Annotated in this window: 16 protein-coding genes and 4 tRNA genes; 15 read left to right on the top strand and 5 right to left on the bottom strand. The window is 66.8% G+C overall.

The window, feature by feature from the left end:
- Nucleotides 1-5: 5 nt before the first annotated feature.
- From GOY17_RS11280 to GOY17_RS11225, 12 genes are all read left to right on the top strand, one after another.
- Nucleotides 6-449, top strand: a complete 444-nt coding sequence (locus GOY17_RS11280) for an ExbD/TolR family protein (RefSeq protein ID WP_115841657.1) — start codon at nt 6-8, stop codon at nt 447-449.
- The gene (gene msbA, locus GOY17_RS11275) at nt 446-2,194 is read left to right on the top strand and encodes a lipid A export permease/ATP-binding protein MsbA (RefSeq protein ID WP_157030479.1); all 1,749 of its coding nucleotides are present in this window, start codon (nt 446-448) and stop codon (nt 2,192-2,194) included. Before GOY17_RS11280 ends, msbA begins: the two co-directional genes overlap by 4 nt.
- An 85-nt stretch (nt 2,195-2,279) precedes the next feature.
- Nucleotides 2,280-3,323, top strand: a complete 1,044-nt coding sequence (lpxK, locus tag GOY17_RS11270; RefSeq protein WP_232338411.1) for a tetraacyldisaccharide 4'-kinase — start codon at nt 2,280-2,282, stop codon at nt 3,321-3,323.
- Nucleotides 3,320-4,099, top strand: coding sequence for a 3-deoxy-manno-octulosonate cytidylyltransferase (kdsB, locus tag GOY17_RS11265; protein ID WP_157030477.1), 780 nt, complete (start codon nt 3,320-3,322; stop codon nt 4,097-4,099). Before lpxK ends, kdsB begins: the two co-directional genes overlap by 4 nt.
- Nucleotides 4,092-4,586: a low molecular weight protein-tyrosine-phosphatase gene (locus tag GOY17_RS11260; RefSeq protein WP_157030476.1), complete on the top strand. Its 495-nt coding sequence runs from the start codon at nt 4,092-4,094 to the stop codon at nt 4,584-4,586. Before kdsB ends, GOY17_RS11260 begins: the two co-directional genes overlap by 8 nt.
- A gap of 183 nt (nt 4,587-4,769) precedes the next feature.
- Nucleotides 4,770-6,674 (top strand): excinuclease ABC subunit UvrC, encoded by a 1,905-nt coding sequence (gene uvrC / locus GOY17_RS11255; protein ID WP_157030475.1) that lies wholly within the window; start codon nt 4,770-4,772, stop codon nt 6,672-6,674.
- On the top strand, nt 6,671-7,237 hold the full coding sequence (gene pgsA / locus GOY17_RS11250; RefSeq protein ID WP_115841651.1) for a CDP-diacylglycerol--glycerol-3-phosphate 3-phosphatidyltransferase: 567 nt from the start codon (nt 6,671-6,673) through the stop codon (nt 7,235-7,237). The genes uvrC and pgsA overlap by 4 nt, the downstream gene beginning before the upstream one ends.
- Nucleotides 7,238-7,390: 153 nt before the next feature.
- Nucleotides 7,391-7,466, top strand: a tRNA-Gly gene (locus GOY17_RS11245).
- Nucleotides 7,467-7,581: 115 nt separating this feature from the next.
- Nucleotides 7,582-7,655: transfer RNA gene (locus tag GOY17_RS11240), tRNA-Cys, on the top strand.
- A gap of 104 nt (nt 7,656-7,759) precedes the next feature.
- Nucleotides 7,760-7,846 (top strand) — tRNA-Leu (locus GOY17_RS11235).
- A 183-nt stretch (nt 7,847-8,029) separates the two neighbouring features.
- Nucleotides 8,030-8,626 (top strand): hypothetical protein, encoded by a 597-nt coding sequence (locus tag GOY17_RS11230; RefSeq protein WP_157030474.1) that lies wholly within the window; start codon nt 8,030-8,032, stop codon nt 8,624-8,626.
- A gap of 86 nt (nt 8,627-8,712) precedes the next feature.
- Entirely contained in the window at nt 8,713-9,990 is a 1,278-nt protein-coding gene (locus GOY17_RS11225) for a nucleotide sugar dehydrogenase (protein ID WP_157030473.1), read from the top strand.
- 7 nt (nt 9,991-9,997) lie between these two features.
- On the opposite strand, the gene arsC is transcribed toward GOY17_RS11225, so the two are convergent.
- Both arsC and GOY17_RS11215 read right to left on the bottom strand, forming a co-directional pair.
- Nucleotides 9,998-10,351 carry an arsenate reductase (glutaredoxin) gene (arsC, locus tag GOY17_RS11220; RefSeq protein ID WP_157030472.1) on the bottom strand — a complete coding sequence of 118 codons (354 nt, stop codon included), beginning with the start codon at nt 10,349-10,351 and terminating at the stop codon, nt 9,998-10,000.
- Between the two features lie 66 nt (nt 10,352-10,417).
- Nucleotides 10,418-10,492 (bottom strand) — tRNA-Val (locus GOY17_RS11215).
- 147 nt (nt 10,493-10,639) lie between these two features.
- On the opposite strand from GOY17_RS11215, the gene GOY17_RS19140 reads away from it, so the two are divergent.
- Nucleotides 10,640-10,930, top strand: coding sequence for a response regulator transcription factor (locus GOY17_RS19140; protein ID WP_157030471.1), 291 nt, complete (start codon nt 10,640-10,642; stop codon nt 10,928-10,930).
- Nucleotides 10,845-11,270 (top strand): LuxR C-terminal-related transcriptional regulator, encoded by a 426-nt coding sequence (locus tag GOY17_RS11205; RefSeq protein ID WP_198173667.1) that lies wholly within the window; start codon nt 10,845-10,847, stop codon nt 11,268-11,270. Before GOY17_RS19140 ends, GOY17_RS11205 begins: the two co-directional genes overlap by 86 nt.
- Nucleotides 11,271-11,285: 15 nt before the next feature.
- Here GOY17_RS11205 and GOY17_RS11200 read toward each other — a convergent pair whose 3' ends face one another.
- The 3 genes from GOY17_RS11200 to GOY17_RS11190 all read right to left on the bottom strand — a co-directional run bounded on the left by GOY17_RS11200 (nt 11,286) and on the right by GOY17_RS11190 (nt 13,331).
- A complete protein-coding gene (locus tag GOY17_RS11200) occupies nt 11,286-12,140 on the bottom strand; it encodes a tetratricopeptide repeat protein (RefSeq protein WP_157030470.1) in 855 nt (284 codons plus the stop codon).
- Nucleotides 12,141-12,424: 284 nt separating this feature from the next.
- On the bottom strand, nt 12,425-13,051 hold the full coding sequence (locus tag GOY17_RS11195) for a TetR/AcrR family transcriptional regulator (protein ID WP_115841645.1): 627 nt from the start codon (nt 13,049-13,051) through the stop codon (nt 12,425-12,427).
- Nucleotides 13,052-13,073: 22 nt separating this feature from the next.
- The gene (locus tag GOY17_RS11190) at nt 13,074-13,331 is read right to left on the bottom strand and encodes an acyl-CoA-binding protein (protein WP_115841644.1); all 258 of its coding nucleotides are present in this window, start codon (nt 13,329-13,331) and stop codon (nt 13,074-13,076) included.
- A 155-nt stretch (nt 13,332-13,486) separates the two neighbouring features.
- Here GOY17_RS11190 and GOY17_RS11185 point away from each other — a divergent pair, with 155 nt between their 5' ends.
- The gene (locus tag GOY17_RS11185) at nt 13,487-15,481 is read left to right on the top strand and encodes an SDR family oxidoreductase (protein ID WP_157030469.1); all 1,995 of its coding nucleotides are present in this window, start codon (nt 13,487-13,489) and stop codon (nt 15,479-15,481) included.
- The last annotated feature ends 66 nt before the right edge of the window (nt 15,482-15,547 follow it).

Raw genomic sequence — 15,547 nt, 5'->3', positions numbered from 1 at the left:
GCACGATGCGTATCCGCGACCACCGCGCCGACGATGAGCCGCACATCGACCTGGTGCCGCTCATCGACGTGATCCTGGTGCTGATCATCTTCTTCGTCGTCACTGCCACGTTCGATGCGCGCTCGGTGCTCAAGCTCGAGCTGCCGCGCGCGACCGGCGAGGCCGCGACCGATCCGGCCAAGGCGCTGATCGTGCTGGTGAACGCCGACGGCCGTTACTTCGTCGACGACCGCGAAGTGCTGCGCAGCGACGTCGAATCGCTCAAGAGCACCATCGCCGAAGTGGCGGGCAACGACCGCGACCGCCCGGTGATGCTGCGCGCCGACGCGCGCACGCCGTACCAGGCCGTCGTCACCGTGTACGACGCGCTCGGCCAGCTCGGTTTCCGCAAGGTCATGAACGCGACCGCGCCGCAGACGCACGAGGCGGCGGCAGAGGCGAAGAAGTGAGTCGCGAGGTCTCCGCCGGGAAAATCTACCGACGGTTGCTGCATTTCGTCGCGCCGTATCGCGGCGTACTCGTCGTGGCGCTGGTCGGCATGCTGATCGAAGCCGGCGCGGCAGGCGCGTTCGCCAAGCTGATGAACCCGATGGTCGACGAGACCTTCGTCACCCGCAATCCGAACGTCAGCCTCGTGCTGCCGCTGGCGATCATCGGCATCTTCGTCGCGCGCGGCATCGCGGGTTACCTCACCGACACCTTCATGGCTCGGGCCGGCCGCAGCATCGCGCGCGACCTGCGCGTGCAGGTGCTGGGCAAGTACCTGCGCCTGCCGGGCCTGCGTTTCGACACCGAGCCGGTGTCCTCGATGCTCACGCGCCTGGGCTCGGACAGCGACCAGGTCGCGCAGGCCGCCATCGACGCGGCCAAGGTAATGCTGCAGCAGTCGCTGCAGGTGCTGGTGATGCTCGGCGTGATGCTCTACACCAGCTGGCGCGTGACGCTCGCCGTTCTGCTGCTCGGTCCGCTGCTGGCATGGACGATGGACAAGGTCGGCCGTCGCTACCGCCGCATCGGCCATCGCATCCAGGAGAGCGGGGCACAGCTGCTGCAGTCCGCCGACCAGGCGCTCTCGAACCACCAGGAAGTGAAGGTCTACGGCGCACAGGCGACCGAACTTTCGCGCTACACCGGCCAGGCGAACCACCACCTGCGACTGAGCCTCAAGGTCGAATCCACGCGCAGCATTTCGTCGGCGATGGTCCAGCTGATGGGCGCGATCGGCTTGGCGATGCTGCTGTTCTTCGCCGGGCGCGAAGCCATGCAGGGCCGCCTGACCGCCGGCGAATTCGTCAGCCTCATGGTGGCGATGCTCGCCGTGATTCCCGCGCTGAAGCAGCTCACCAACGTGCAGGGCATGCTGCAGCGTGGCGTCGCCTCGGCCGAGCGCCTGTTCGACGTGATCGACACGCCGGACGAAGTCGACAGCGGCACGCAACCGCTCGACCGGGCGCAGGGGCTGCTCGAATTCCGCCACGTCACCGCGCGCTATCCCGGCCAGGCCGAGCCCGCGCTGTCCGACATCACCTTCGAAGCGCGCCCCGGCACGGTGACCGCGATCGTCGGCCGTTCCGGCAGCGGCAAGTCGACGCTGATCAAGCTGATCCCGCGCTTCTACGACATCGAGTCCGGGCAGATCCTGCTCGACGGCCACCCACTGCAGGACTATCGCCTTGAGGACCTGCGTCGCCAGGTCGCGCTCGTCGGCCAGCAGGTGATGCTGTTCGACGGCACGGTCGCGGCGAACGTCGCGTTCGGCGAAATGCAGTCGGCCGATCCGGAAGCGCTCGAACGCGCCGTGCGCGGCGCCAATGCGATGGAGTTCGTCGAACGCCTGCCGGAAGGGCTGCAGACCGACATCGGCGCCAAGGGCGGGAAGTTGTCCGGCGGGCAGCGGCAGCGACTGGCGATCGCGCGCGCGATGCTGAAGGACGCGCCGATCCTCATCCTCGACGAAGCCACCGCCGCGCTCGACACCGAATCCGAACGCCTCGTGCAGGGCGCGCTGGACACGCTAATGCCCAACCGCACCACGCTGGTCATTGCGCATCGCCTGTCGACGATCGAACACGCCGACCAGGTGCTGGTGCTCGACCAGGGCCGCATCGTCGAGCGTGGCACGCATGCGGAATTGCTCGCCCTGGGCGGGCTCTACGCGCACCTGCACCGCATGCAGTTCCGCGAGGCCGAATGAGGCAGGGCCCGGTGGTGAAGACGAACCCGGCGAAGGCACGCTGCACGAAGACGCATTCGACCGACGGCTCGATGAGGAAGGCAAGGTGAGCAAGGGCCCGGTGAATCCCCCCGCATACTGGTACGGCGACCTGCCGGTCCCGCTCGGCGCGCGACTGTTGTCCGGTGTGTACGGCGCCGTTTCGGGTTTCCGACGGAGCGCGTATCGCAAGGGCTGGCTCAAGCGCGGGCATCCCGGCGTGCCGGTACTCGTTGTCGGCAATCTGACCGCCGGCGGCGCGGGCAAGACGCCGCTGACGATCGCGCTGGTCGAACGGCTGCGCGCCGAAGGCTGGAATCCCGGCGTGGCGAGCCGCGGCTACGGTCGCGACGACGCAGGCACCGCGCGCTGGGTCGACGCCAAGAGCGACGCCGCGTTGTCCGGCGACGAACCGGTGCTGATCGCGCAGCGCACCGGCGCGCCCGTGCGCGTCGACAAGGATCGCGCGGCCGCGGCGAAGGCGCTGGTGCAGGCCGGTTGCGACCTGGTGATCTGCGACGACGGCCTGCAGCATTACCGCCTTGCGCGCGATATCGAGATCGAAGTGGTCGACGGCCGGCGTCGCTACGGCAACGGCCGCTTGCTGCCCGCCGGCCCGATGCGCGAATTACCCGATCGCGCGCAGGCCTGCGATTTTCGCGTCGTGAACGTCGGTACTGGCGGCTGCGATACGGGGTTCGGCGAGTGGTCGATGCGACTGGTCGCCGACATGGCCGATCCCATGCTCGGCGGCCGCCCACGCAAGGTCGGCTCGTTCTCCGGCCAGCGCGTGCACGCGGTTGCGGGCATCGGCGATCCGGAGCGCTTCTTCTCGACGTTGCGCGAGTTCGGCATCGCCGTCGTGCCGCACGCGTTTTCCGACCATCACCAGTACCAGGCCAGCGATTTCGAGTTCGGCAGCCGTGAACTTCCCGTGCTCATGACCGAGAAGGACGCGGTGAAGTGCACCGCGTTCGCCGACGAGCGCTTCTACTCCGTGCCGGTGCGCGCGGAACTGCCGGAAGCGTTCTGGGTGAGCCTGCTGGACCGCATCTCGGCGAAGGCGCGCGAGTATCGCGACGGCCGCGCATCAGGAGCGAAGACCGCATGAATGCCACTGCGCCCGATTTCGTCGTCGCCATTCCCGCGCGTTACGCCGCCAGCCGCCTGCCGGGCAAGCCGCTGCGCCTGCTCGCCGGCGAACCGCTCGTGCTGCACGTCGCGCGACGTGCGCTGACCGCCGGCGCGCGCGAGGTCTGGATCGCCACCGACGACGACCGCATCGCCACCGCGCTGGAAGGCGCCGGCGTGCACGTTGCGATGACGTCGGCGGACCACGCCTCCGGCACCGATCGCCTGGCCGAATGCGCCCGCATCGCGGGTTGGAGCGATGAAACCATCGTGGTGAACCTGCAGGGCGACGAGCCCTTCGCGCCGGCGGCGGGCATCCGCGCCGTGGCCGAGCTCATGCGCGTCGGCGACACGGAAATGGCGACGCTGGCCGCACCCGTCACCGACGTCGAAACCCTGTTCGATCCGAACGCGGTGAAGCTCGTGCGCGCCGACGACGGCAGCGCGCTGTACTTCAGCCGCGCGCCCATCCCGTGGCCGCGCGATGCGTTCGCCCGCGACCGCAGCCGCATGCCCGAAGGCGGCCACTGGCTGCGCCACATCGGCATCTACGGCTACCGCGCCGGTTTCCTCCAGCGCTTCGCAGCGCTGCCGCCGGGCCGCCTGGAGCAGATCGAATCGCTGGAACAACTGCGCGTGCTCGAGGCCGGCTATCGCATCGCCGTCGGCGTGACGCCGGAGCCGTTCCCCCCGGGCGTCGACACGCCGGAAGACCTTGCCCGCGCCGAAGCCTGGATCGCCAGCGGTCATGGCTGAGCCCGTCCGCCTGCTCGTGGTGTGCCTGGGCAACATCTGCCGTTCGCCCGTGGCCGAAGGCGTGCTGCGCGCGCGTATTGCCGCCTCGACGCTCGCCGGGCGCGTGGAACTCGATTCGGCCGGCACCGGCGACTGGCACGTCGGCGAGCCGCCGGATCGACGGGCGATCGCCAACGCCGCCAGCCACGGCGTCGACATCGCCGGCTTGCGTGCTCGGCAGCTGTCGGCGTCGGACTATCGCCGGTTCGACTGGCTGCTCTGCGCCGATCGCGCCAACCTGCGCGACGTCCGCGCCTGCGCGCCGGCCGATGCGCACGCGTGCATCGCGCTGCTGCTGGACTGGGCCGGTGTGGAGGACGAAGGCGAAATCCCGGACCCGTACACGGGCGGGGCATCGCAGTTCGAGCACGTTTACCAGCTGCTCGATCGCGCTGCCGATGGCGCAATCGCGAGGCTGCGCCGCGAATACCCGTCGCGCCTGGGCTGAACGGCCGCCCGGATCTGTCCGCAGGGCAGGCCGCGCACGGTCTGTCGCCTTGCCCTGACGCATAATCGGCCCCATCCCTGAGCCGATGTTCATGACTGCAATTCCCGCCATCGTCCCGTCCTGCGCCTCGACCTCGTGTCGTGTCGCGCGCGCCTGCGACGCGCCTTCCGGGCCCGGGCGTAGATGAGCCTCGCCGCCGCACCGGCCTTCGACGGAAAGGCCTTCGTCAAGCACCTGAGCACCGCACCCGGCGTCTACCGGATGATCGCGGCGGACGATGCAGTGCTGTACGTCGGCAAGGCCGGCGCGTTGAAGAACCGCGTCTCCAGCTACTTCAACGCCACGCCGAAGTCGGCCCGCATCATGGCGATGCTGGCGCAGACCGCACGCATGGAAGTCACGGTGACGCGCACCGAGGCCGAGGCGCTGATCCTCGAAAACCAGCTCATCAAGTCGCTGAAGCCGCGCTACAACGTGCTGCTGCGGGACGACAAGAGTTACCCGTACGTGCTGATGACGCAGGAAGCGTGGCCACGCATCGCGATGCATCGCGGGCCGCGCTCGATTCCGGGCCGCTACTTCGGGCCGTACGCAAGCGTCGGCGCCGTACGCGACACGCTCAACCTCATGCACAAGCTGTTCAAGCTGCGCAGCTGCGAGGACAGCGTCTTCCGTAACCGTTCGCGGCCGTGCCTGCAGCACCAGATCGGGCGCTGCAGCGCGCCGTGCGTCGGCTTGGTGCCCGCGCGCGATTACGCCGAAAGCGTGCGGCGTTCGGGCCTGTTCCTGGAAGGCCGCAGCGACGAGCTCAGCGAGGAACTGGCCAAATCGATGGAGGCTGCGAGCGTGCGGCTCGATTTCGAGGAAGCCGCGCGCCTGCGCGACCTGTTGCAGTCGATCCGCAGCCTCCAGGCGCGACAGTACGTCGACGGCCGCGCAGCGGACCTCGACGTGCTGGCGATCGCGATGCACGGTGTCACCGCGTGCGTGCTGCTGCTGGCGTTCCGCGACGGCCGCAACCTCGGCACGCGCGCGTTCTTCCCGAAGACCAACGGCAGCGAGAACGCTGAAGAAGTGCTCGCCGCCTTCGTGTCGCAGTACTACGGCGAACAGACGCCGCCGCGCGAAATCGTGCTCGATCGCGACATTCCCGACCGCGACCTGATCGAACATGCGCTGTCGAGCACGTCGGATCGACGCGTGCAGATCAAGTGCAACGTGCGCGCCGAACGCGCAGGCTACGTCGACCTGGCGCGTCGTAATGCGGAACTCGCGCTCGCCGCCGAACGCACCAGCCACGCCGCACAGCACACGCGTGCGGAAGGCTTGCGCGAACTGCTCGGGCTGGAGGCGCTGCCATCGCGCATCGAGTGTTTCGACATCAGCCACACGATGGGCGAGGCGACCGTCGCCTCGTGCGTGGTGTTCGATGCGCAGGGGCCGGTACGCGGGCAATACCGTCGCTTCAACATCTCCGGCATCGAGCCGGGCGACGATTACGCCGCGATGCACCAGGCGATCGAGCGCCGTTTCCGTCGCGCGATGGAGGAGGGCGGCGTGACGCCCGACGTCCTGCTGATCGACGGCGGCGCGGGGCAGGTCGCGCAGGCGAGGGCGGTGCTGGATGACCTCGGTGTCGAAGGCGTCGCGCTGGTCGGCGTGGCCAAGGGACCGGAGCGCCGGCCCGGCGAGGAGGAACTGCTGCTCCCCGACGGACGGACGGTGCGCCCGGGCGCCGAGTCGCCGGCCCTCCAGCTGGTGCAGCAGGTTCGCGACGAAGCGCACCGTTTCGCCATCACCGGCCACCGGGGCCGCCGCCAGAAGGCGCGCAACACGAGCCGCCTGGAAGACATCGCCGGCATCGGCCCGCGCCGTCGCGCTAATCTGTTGCGGCATTTCGGCGGACTGGGCGGGCTGAAGGCAGCGGGCATCGAGGAGATCGCGCGCGTGGACGGCATCAACGACGCGCTGGCCGAGCGCATCTATGCGACTCTTCACGGGCTGGACGTGCCCGACAAACCCGTTGAACGACCTCCCACCCCATCGGACACGACCGAAACGACCGGCGACGCGCGGAGCGAAGGATGAAGTTGACCGTACCCACCATGCTGACCCTGCTGCGGATCATGCTGATCCCGGTGCTGGTGCTGGTCTTCTACCTGCCCTACAAGTGGACGAATTTCGCGGCCGCTTTCATCTTCGCGTTCGCGTCGATCACCGACTGGCTCGATGGCTGGATCGCGCGGCGTTACAACCAGTTCTCGGCGTTCGGCGCGTTCCTCGATCCGGTGGCCGACAAGCTCATGGTCGCCATCGCATTGCTGCTCACCGTGCAGAAGCATCCGACCGTGTGGATGGCGCTGTGGGCGGCGGTGATCATTGGTCGCGAAATCGCAGTCTCCGCGCTGCGCGAGTGGATGGCCGAACTCGGCCAGCGTGCGACGGTGAAGGTCGCGACGATCGGCAAGATCAAGACGATCGTGCAGATGGTGGCGCTGGTGTGCCTGCTTTATCAGGAGCCGTTCTACGGACTGAATATTTTCGTGATCGGCGAATGGCTGCTCGCGGCCGCTGCATTGCTGACGCTGTGGTCGGGTCTTGCGTACCTTCGTGCAGCGTGGCCGGTGTTGCGCGAAGACGCGCGTTCATAGAGAATATGCGCATCGCGAACGCAGACGCGTTCGACGATTCGACCGGGAGTTGGCAGCCAGGTCGGTGGTTCGGGAAGTCCGCTGACGGGATTTCCCACGGAATGAAAAAGGTGTTGACACTTTTCATTCCATGCCTAAAATGTCGGTTCCTCAGCGGGAATAGCTCAGTTGGTAGAGCACGACCTTGCCAAGGTCGGGGTCGCGAGTTCGAGTCTCGTTTCCCGCTCCAGTTTCTGACAAGGCCCCGTTCTCGGGGCCTTGTTGTTTCAGGTCCCCGTGCGTGAACGGGCTTGGAATATGAAAGAATCCCGGATCCGATCCAGGTTCCACGGATTCCAGTCACCGGCCTGGTGGCAGAGTGGTTATGCAGCGGACTGCAAATCCGCGTACGCCGGTTCAATTCCGACCCAGGCCTCCAGAAAGAACGAAAGCCCGACCGAAAGGTCGGGCTTTTTCTTTGGCGCCTCGGCCGGCCGCGTTCGGCGCGCGCACCACCGTCGCGTAAGCTACGCAGGCGCTCCAGCCCGGATGGCGGAACAGGTAGACGCAGCAGACTTAAAATCTGCCGGCCTCGCGGTCGTCCCGGTTCGATCCCGGGTCCGGGCACCAACCTCCGTATCAGGATTTTCCGACCTTAATCGGACTATTCCCATGGCCTGCGTCGGAGCCGCTACCTACCATTCTTCGCATCGCAGACGGCCCGCCGCCTGCGTGTCGCACCGCCGGAAGTTCCGGATGGTTTCCCTCTGACGATCCGGCGCTCCTGACCAGGCGTGCCGAGCATGCGCTGCAATGCTCACACTCCTTCGCACCCGGCGCCGTCGCGCCGAACTCGAATCCGCTGCCCGCTACCTCGGCCCGATACGCCGGCAGATCCGCACGACACCGCTCACTCCGCCGCCGTCCCCGTGGCGCGTTTCCGGCGTGTTCGCGGTGCCGCAACTGGAAGCGATCGGATTCGATCGCGAGAGCGAACTGCTGCTGGTCGTGTCGCGCGACAGCCTCGGCGTCATCGACTGCGCCAGCGGCGAGAAGATCGCGCGCAAGGGCGGTACGCAGCGCGACAGCCGCCCGCAACACCTGCTCCAGGCGAAGGGCATCGGCCCGCTCGAGCATGTCGATGTCGCCATCGCCGGGCACAAGGGCGGAGGCCTGCCGCGTGCGACGGAGGACGGCTGGTCGCTCGAACAGGTCACGCTCGAATGGCCCACACAGGACGTGCTGCTGGTGCCGCCGGGGAGCGCGCTGTTCGTGTGCCATGAGGACGACGAGGCACGCTTTACCCGCATCGAAAGCGATCCGGAAATCCACGCATGCGGCTTTTCCTTCTCCGGACGCAGCCTGGTGATCGCGGCCGGCGACGATCTGACGATCTATTACCGCGATTGAGGCGGCGCCCGGCGCTGGAATGCGCGCGGTGGCCACCCCGTACAATGCGCTCAGGCATCGCGGGATGCCGCGAAAGAGGGCTGGGGATGTCGGATTCGGTCGAGATTCGTATTGCGGTCGTCGGTCTGGGTTACGTCGGCCTGCCGCTGGCGGTGGCGTTCGGCCAGCATCACGAGACGATCGGCTACGACATCGACGATGCCCGCGTCGCCAGGCTTCAAACCGGGCAGGACGATAACGGCGAGGCGGACGTGCATGAAATCGCGGCCGCTTCGCGGCTGCGCTTCGTCGCGAATGCCGCTGAACTGCGCACCTGCAATGTCTTCGTCGTGACGGTCCCCACGCCTGTCGACGAACACAAGCGGCCGGATTTCCGTCCGCTCGTTGAAGCCAGTCGCACCATCGGCGGCGCACTGAAGAAAGGCGACACGGTGATCTACGAGTCGACGGTGTACCCCGGGGCGACGGAAGAGATCTGCGTTCCCGAACTCGAACGCATGTCCGGGCTCACGTTCAACGAGGACTTCTTCGTCGGCTACAGCCCGGAGCGGATCAATCCCGGCGACCGGCAGCGCAGGCTGGTCGACATCCCGAAGGTGACGTCGGGTTCCACACCGGAAACGGCCGATTTCGTCGACGCGCTCTATCGCGGCATCATCCAGGCCGGGACGCACAAGGCGTCCAGCATTCGCGTCGCGGAGGCATCGAAGGTCATCGAGAACACGCAGCGCGACGCGAACATCGCGCTGGTGAACGAGTTCGCGCTGATCTTCCAGCGTCTTGGCATCGATACAACCGAAGTGCTGGAAGCGGCGGGAACGAAGTGGAATTTCCTGCCCTTCCGCCCGGGTCTGGTCGGCGGGCACTGCATCGGCGTCGATCCGTACTACCTCATCCAGAAAGCGCAGGCGGCCGGGTATTACCCCGACATCCTGCTGGCCTGCCGGCGCATCAACGATGCGATGGGCGAGCACGTGGCGACCGACGTGGTGAAGCTGATGATCCAGCGCGACATCGCCGTCGCCGGATCGCGCATCCTGATACTGGGACTGACGTTCAAGGAAAACTGCGCGGACCTGCGCAACACACGCGTGGTCGAACTGGCGCAGAAGTTCGGCGAGTACCGGGCGAAGGTCGACATCCACGATCCGTGGGCGCAGGCCGACGAAGCGCGTGAAGCGTACGGGATCGAACTGGTTGCACAGCCACCGCTCGGCGCCTACGACGCGGTCGTCCTGGCCGTCGCGCACGACCAGTTCCGGGAACTCGGGGCGAAGGGCGCGCGCGCTTTCGGCAAGCCGCATGCGCTGCTCTACGACATCAAGAGCCTGTATCCGCGCAACGAGGTCGACGCGCGTCTGTAGCGCGCCGTCAGTCGAGAAGTTCCAGCACGCGCTCCGGTGGTCGGCCGATGATGGCGCGCCCGTCGTGCACGAAGATCGGACGTTCGATCAGGCGCGGATGCGCGCTCATCGCATCGATCAATAAGGACTCGCTCAACGATTCGTCCGCCAGTCCAAGCGCGCGGTATTCGTCTTCGCCGGTGCGAAGCAGTTCACGCGCGCGAAGGCCCAGTGTGTCGAGCAGCACGCGCAGCTCGGCCGGGGAGGGCGGGACGTCCAGATACGCCACGATGCCGGGCTCGATCCCGCGTTGACGCAGCAGTTCGAGCGCGCCGCGGGATTTCGAGCAACGCGGGTTGTGATACAGCTTCGTTCCGTTCATCTGACCTCCGGAGCTCGCCGGGACGGAAAAGCAAAAGGCCGGCTTTCGCCGGCCTTTGCCTGAAACTGGTGGGCGGTACAAGTTTCGAACTTGTGACCCCTGCCGTGTGAAAGCAGTGCTCTACCGCTGAGCTAACCGCCCGTAAGGGCTGCGCAGTATACAGCAAAGGGCCGGGAGGTTGGCAACACCCCGGGTTTCGGCTGGTCCGGCGGCGCGGCCGGGAATCTTCCTCCCAACAATCAGAATCTTCCGCTTACGCCCCCTCTTGCCGTCGGCGACACTCGGTGAATGATCCGCACACTGCTTGTAGACGACCACGCGATCGTCCGAGAGGGCTTCAAACGCCTGTTCCATAACACCGGCCGCTACGAGGTGGTCGCCGAAGCTTCCGACGCCTCGCAGGCGCTGGAGATCGTCCGCCTTCGTCCCATCGACGTCGCGGTCATCGACCCTCAGCCTCGCGACCGCAGACGGGGGGCTCCTGCTGCTGCGCATGATGGGCAAGAAGCTTCCCAACGTGCGACGCGTCGTCGTCAGCATGCACAGCGACCCAGGCGTGGTGCTGCGGGCCCTCGATGAGGGCGCGCACGGTTACGTCACCAAGACGGCGGCCATTGCCGAGCTCGTCTCCGTGATCGACCGCGTGATGAGAGGCGATGTCGCGTTGAGCAGCGATATCAGCCAGGCGGTGGAGCGACCGAAAGACTTCGGCCTGACGCCGCGCGAACTTGAAACGCTGCGCGGCCTGCTGTCGGAACTACCGCCGAAGGCAATCGCCGCCGACCTCGGCATCAGCGTGAAGACGCTCTACCGTCATCGCACGAGCCTGATGGTGAAACTCGGCGCACGCACCCTGCCGGCGCTGGCACGCGTGGCGCGCGAGCGGGGTTATCTCGGAATGCTGCACCCGGAGCTTTGACTCGCGGCGTCCGCGTCACTCCAGCTGCGATGCCGCATACGCGGCGTCCAGTGTTTCCATCGCGTCGAGCGGCTTCAGTTTGGCCGCCTTTTCGTATTCCGCCGCGGCGGCATCTTCCTTCTTGTCGCCGTGCAGCAGCATCAGCACGTTGCCGTGCTCGATATGCGCGATGGGCGAGTCCGGCGTGAGCTTCAACGCCATCGCGATGTGCTTTTCCGCCTCGGCGGTTTTCGCGCCGTAGGTCAGGCCGCCGACCATCGCGCCGATCTTGCCGATGATCTCGGCGTGGTACAGCGCCATCGCCGTGTGCGCTTCCGCGTGCTTGGGCGCGAGGTCCAGCGTAGCCTCCAGCGCCGTGCGCACTTTGCCGGCAATGCCGGCCTTCAACGCCTTGGCGATGCTCAGGCCCTGGCTGTAACGACCCAGGGCGAAGGCGTAACGGTAGTGGCTGTTCGCGTCGTCGGGCAGCGCCTTGATTGCGGCTTCCGCGAGCTTGGCCGCCTGTTCGAAGCGCTTGAGCCGCTCGGCGTCGTCATCGACCAGGTGGGTCGCGTGGATGCCGAGCGCCTTTACCGCGACCGACGCGCCAATCGGGCCGAGTGCGATCCCCGCATCATGCGCGGCCTTGAAATCGCCCCGGTGGAACGCGCGCCAAGCCTCCTGGAGCTGCGCCGCCAGCGAGCCGGCATCCACGCCTTTGGGAGCGGCCTTGCCCGCGGCGTCCAGCAGCGCGGCGGCGCGTTTGGCGTCGGGGTAGGGTTCGGTATCGCCGGCATGCAGCTTCGGCCAGGCCTTCTTCAAGCCGTCGCCTACATAGGCGAAGCCCCTGGCGTCGTGCGGAAAGGCGGCCCAACTGGACTTCGCGGCCATCGGCGATTCCTCTTGCGGACGATGGCGCAGCATCCTGCCTGCGCCCCCGCGCTGGCAAGGGCTAGGGTGTTTGCTCGATAGCGGGCGTAGACAGTCGGGTGAGGGCGGCCCGGCGGCCGCGAGGCAGATCGCGATGGCCCATCGAACCCGTCAACGGCCTACCCGGAAAACCAGCCTGCGCCACGTGTGGCTGGCGGGGCTGGGGATCGCAGCCGTATTCGCCCGCCGCCTGCGCAGGCACTGAGTCCGTCCGCACACGCAACGATCCAGTAGCGCCGAGGTTTTCAGTCCAGATACGCCCGCGTCAGCGTATTGAGATGCACCCGTTCCGCGTCGCGGAGGAAGGGCGCCAGCAGCATCATCACCTGCACGATGCCGTCGCGGATCGCCGCGTGTTCGTCCTTGTCGCCGCGCGCGGCAGCGTAGTTCAGCCAGAACGTCGCGATGACCAGCACGTTCGTCGCGGTGGCGGCGAGTTCGTCCTTCGACGCTCGCATGATTCCCGCCTGCAGCAGCCCGCGCATCACCGTGTGCGCCTGCTCGTTGGCGCGACGCAGGATGCGCGCGAAGCGCAATCGCAGGCGACGGTTCCGGCTGAGGATCTCCACCAGGTCGCGATGCAGGAAGCGGTAATCCCATATGCATTCGAACACCAGGTGCAGTTGCAGCCAGATGTCCTCCAGCCCGGGCAGGCGGCCCTGCGGCGCGGCGAGCGCGGCGTCCATGCGCTCCTCGAAGCGCGCGAACAGCTGCTCGATGATGTCGTCCTTGTTGCGGAAGTGGTAGTACAGGTTGCCGGGGCTGATCTCCAGCTCGTCGGCGATGTGGTTCGTGGTGACGTTCGGCTCGCCCAGCGCGTTGAACATCGTCAATGCGCTGTCGAGGATGCGCTGGCGCGTCTGTTTCGCCATTGGTCGCGGATTGCGGCGCGCGTCAGGCGCGCAGCTTCTTCACCAGGTCGATGTATTTCTGCTTCGCGTCGTCGCTGGACGTGCCCTTGAGTTTCGCCCACGCCTCGTATTTGGCGGTGCCGACGAAGTCGAAGAAGCCGGGCTTCGGCCCGCTGACGTCGCCCTCCGAGCCCTGCTTGTAGAGCGCATACAGGCGCAGCAGCGTGTCGTTGTCCGGGCGCTCGGGCAGGGACTGGACATCCTTGGCGGCTTGTTCGAAAGCGGACTGCAGGTCGGTCATGACGGCGCCCCTCCGGCGACCCGGGATCGTGGCCGGGATTACCTCACGCGCCGTCGTCGATGGTCAATACGGCGGGGAATTGTGACGAGGCGGGGCCTCTGGCAACGTAGGCGCCAGGCGCCGCGCGGCGGCCATCCAAGGTCGGGGAAAGGGCAATGAGCTACTTCGTCACCGGTGCCACGGGATTCATCGGCCGCTTCCTGGTCGATCGGCTGCTGCGGCAGCGCAAGGGCACCGTCTACGTGCTGGTACGCAAGGATTCGCGGAAGAAGCTCGATGCCATCGCGAAGAAGATGGGTTGGGACGGCAAGCGCGTGGTGCCGGTGGAAGGCGATATGACGCAGGAAAAATGCGGCGTTTCGGCCGCACAGGCGCGTGCGCTGGCCGGAAAGGTGAAGCACTTCTTCCACCTCGCGGCGATCTACGACCTCACCGCCAAGCCGGAGGCGCAGTACGCGGCCAATGTCGAAGGCACGCGCCATGCGCTGGATCTCGCCGCGGCGCTGAAGTCCGGCGTGTTCCACCACACCAGTTCCATCGCGGCCGCTGGGCTGTATCCGGGCGTGTTCCGCGAGGACATGTTCGACGAAGCCGAAGGGCTCGACGATCCCTACCTCCGCACCAAGCACGACTCCGAAGGCCTGGTGCGCCGCGAAACGCGCGTGAAGTGGCGCATCTATCGCCCGGGCATGGTCGTCGGCCATTCGCAGACGGGCGAGATGGACAAGATCGACGGCCCGTATTTCTTCTTCACCTTCCTCAAGAAGCTGCGGCAGATGCTGCCGCCGTGGATGCCGATGCTCGGCCTGGAAGGCGGACGCATCAACATCGTGCCGGTCGATTACGTGGTCGATGCGATGGACCACATCGCACACAAGCCGCGGCTGGATGGCCATTGCTTCCACCTCACCGATCCCGATCCGCAGCGCGTAGGCGAGGTGCTCAACACCTTCGCACGCGCGGGCCATTCGCCGGAGATGACCATGCGCCTGGACGCGCGCATGTTCGCCTTCATCCCGGGCAGCGTGCGTGGTGCGGTCGCGAACCTGCCGCCGGTGCGGCGTTTCATCGGCATGCTGCTGCGGGATTTCAAGATTCCCAAGCAGGTGATGAAGTTCCTCACCTATCCCACGCGTTTCGACAATCGCGAAGCCGAGCGTGCCCTCAGGGGCAGCGGCATCCAGGTGCCGCCGCTGGAAAGCTACGCGTGGCGGCTATGGGATTACTGGGAGCGCCACCTCGATCCGGACCTGTTCGTGGACCGCAGCCTCAAGGGCAAGGTGCGCAACAAGGTGGTGGTGATCACCGGCGGTTCGTCGGGCATTGGCCTGGCGACCGCGCAGCGCGTGGCCGAAGCGGGCGCGATCACGATCATCGTCGCGCGCGGCGAGGAAGAGCTGTTCAAGGCGCGCGACGCCATGAAGGCCGCCGGCGGCAAGGTGTTCGCCTACACCGCGGACCTGGCCGACATGGACGACTGCGATCGCCTGGTGCAGACGGTGCTGGAAGAACACGGCCGCTGCGACGTGCTGGTGAACAACGCCGGCCGCTCGATCCGTCGTTCGATCGAACTGAGCTACGACCGCTTCCACGATTTTGAACGCACGATGCAGCTGAACTATTTCGGCAGCCTGCGCCTGATCATGGGTTTCCTGCCCGGCATGACGCAGCGTCGGAAGGGTCACATCATCAACATCAGTTCGATCGGCGTGCTGGCCAATTCGCCCCGTTTTTCGGCCTACGTGGCATCGAAGGCCGCGCTGGACGCGTGGAGCCGCTGCGCGCAGGGCGAGCTGTCGGGCAAGGGCATCAGCTTCACCACGATCAACATGCCGCTGGTGAAGACGCCGATGATCGCGCCGACCAAGATGTACGACAGCGTCCCGACGCTGACGCCGGACGAAGCGGCGGACCTGGTCATCAAGGGCGTCATCGAACGCCCGAGTCGCATCGCCACGCGCCTGGGTATCTTCGCGTCGGTCATCAATGCGCTGGCGCCGAAGGCCTACGAGGTGATCATGAGCACGGCGTTCGAGCTGTTCCCCGACTCGGCGGCCGCGCGCGGCGACAAGCAGGCGTTGAAGGGCGAAGTCGCGCCGAGCAGCGAACAGATCGCGTTCGCCGCGCTGATGCGGGGCGTGCACTGGTAGCTCGTTGTCGCTTGTGTAGCCCGGGTAAGCGAAGCGCACCCGGGCGCGCGTGAAGTCCTGTTGCGG

Source organism: Lysobacter soli, assembly GCF_009755585.1.
In the GTDB taxonomy this organism is placed as follows: Bacteria; Pseudomonadota; Gammaproteobacteria; order Xanthomonadales; family Xanthomonadaceae; genus Lysobacter_J; species Lysobacter_J soli.
The sequence above is the reverse complement of the archived record's forward strand: the minus strand, read 5'-3'. Positions and strand labels throughout refer to the sequence as shown.

Bases quoted from the DNA above. Each gene is read 5' to 3' on its own strand.
- GOY17_RS11280 (WP_115841657.1), top strand. From the start codon at position 6: ATGCGTATCCGCGACCACCGCGCCGACGATGAGCCGCACATCGACCTG.
- kdsB (WP_157030477.1), top strand. From the start codon at position 3,320: ATGAATGCCACTGCGCCCGATTTCGTCGTCGCCATTCCCGCGCGTTAC.
- GOY17_RS11260 (WP_157030476.1), top strand. From the start codon at position 4,092: ATGGCTGAGCCCGTCCGCCTGCTCGTGGTGTGCCTGGGCAACATCTGC.
- uvrC (WP_157030475.1), top strand. From the start codon at position 4,770: ATGAGCCTCGCCGCCGCACCGGCCTTCGACGGAAAGGCCTTCGTCAAG.
- pgsA (WP_115841651.1), top strand. From the start codon at position 6,671: ATGAAGTTGACCGTACCCACCATGCTGACCCTGCTGCGGATCATGCTG.
- GOY17_RS11230 (WP_157030474.1), top strand. From the start codon at position 8,030: ATGCTCACACTCCTTCGCACCCGGCGCCGTCGCGCCGAACTCGAATCC.
- GOY17_RS11225 (WP_157030473.1), top strand. From the start codon at position 8,713: ATGTCGGATTCGGTCGAGATTCGTATTGCGGTCGTCGGTCTGGGTTAC.
- arsC (WP_157030472.1), bottom strand. From the start codon at position 10,351: ATGAACGGAACGAAGCTGTATCACAACCCGCGTTGCTCGAAATCCCGC.
- GOY17_RS19140 (WP_157030471.1), top strand. From the start codon at position 10,640: ATGATCCGCACACTGCTTGTAGACGACCACGCGATCGTCCGAGAGGGC.
- GOY17_RS11205 (WP_198173667.1), top strand. From the start codon at position 10,845: ATGATGGGCAAGAAGCTTCCCAACGTGCGACGCGTCGTCGTCAGCATG.
- GOY17_RS11200 (WP_157030470.1), bottom strand. From the start codon at position 12,140: ATGGCCGCGAAGTCCAGTTGGGCCGCCTTTCCGCACGACGCCAGGGGC.
- GOY17_RS11195 (WP_115841645.1), bottom strand. From the start codon at position 13,051: ATGGCGAAACAGACGCGCCAGCGCATCCTCGACAGCGCATTGACGATG.
- GOY17_RS11190 (WP_115841644.1), bottom strand. From the start codon at position 13,331: ATGACCGACCTGCAGTCCGCTTTCGAACAAGCCGCCAAGGATGTCCAG.
- GOY17_RS11185 (WP_157030469.1), top strand. From the start codon at position 13,487: ATGAGCTACTTCGTCACCGGTGCCACGGGATTCATCGGCCGCTTCCTG.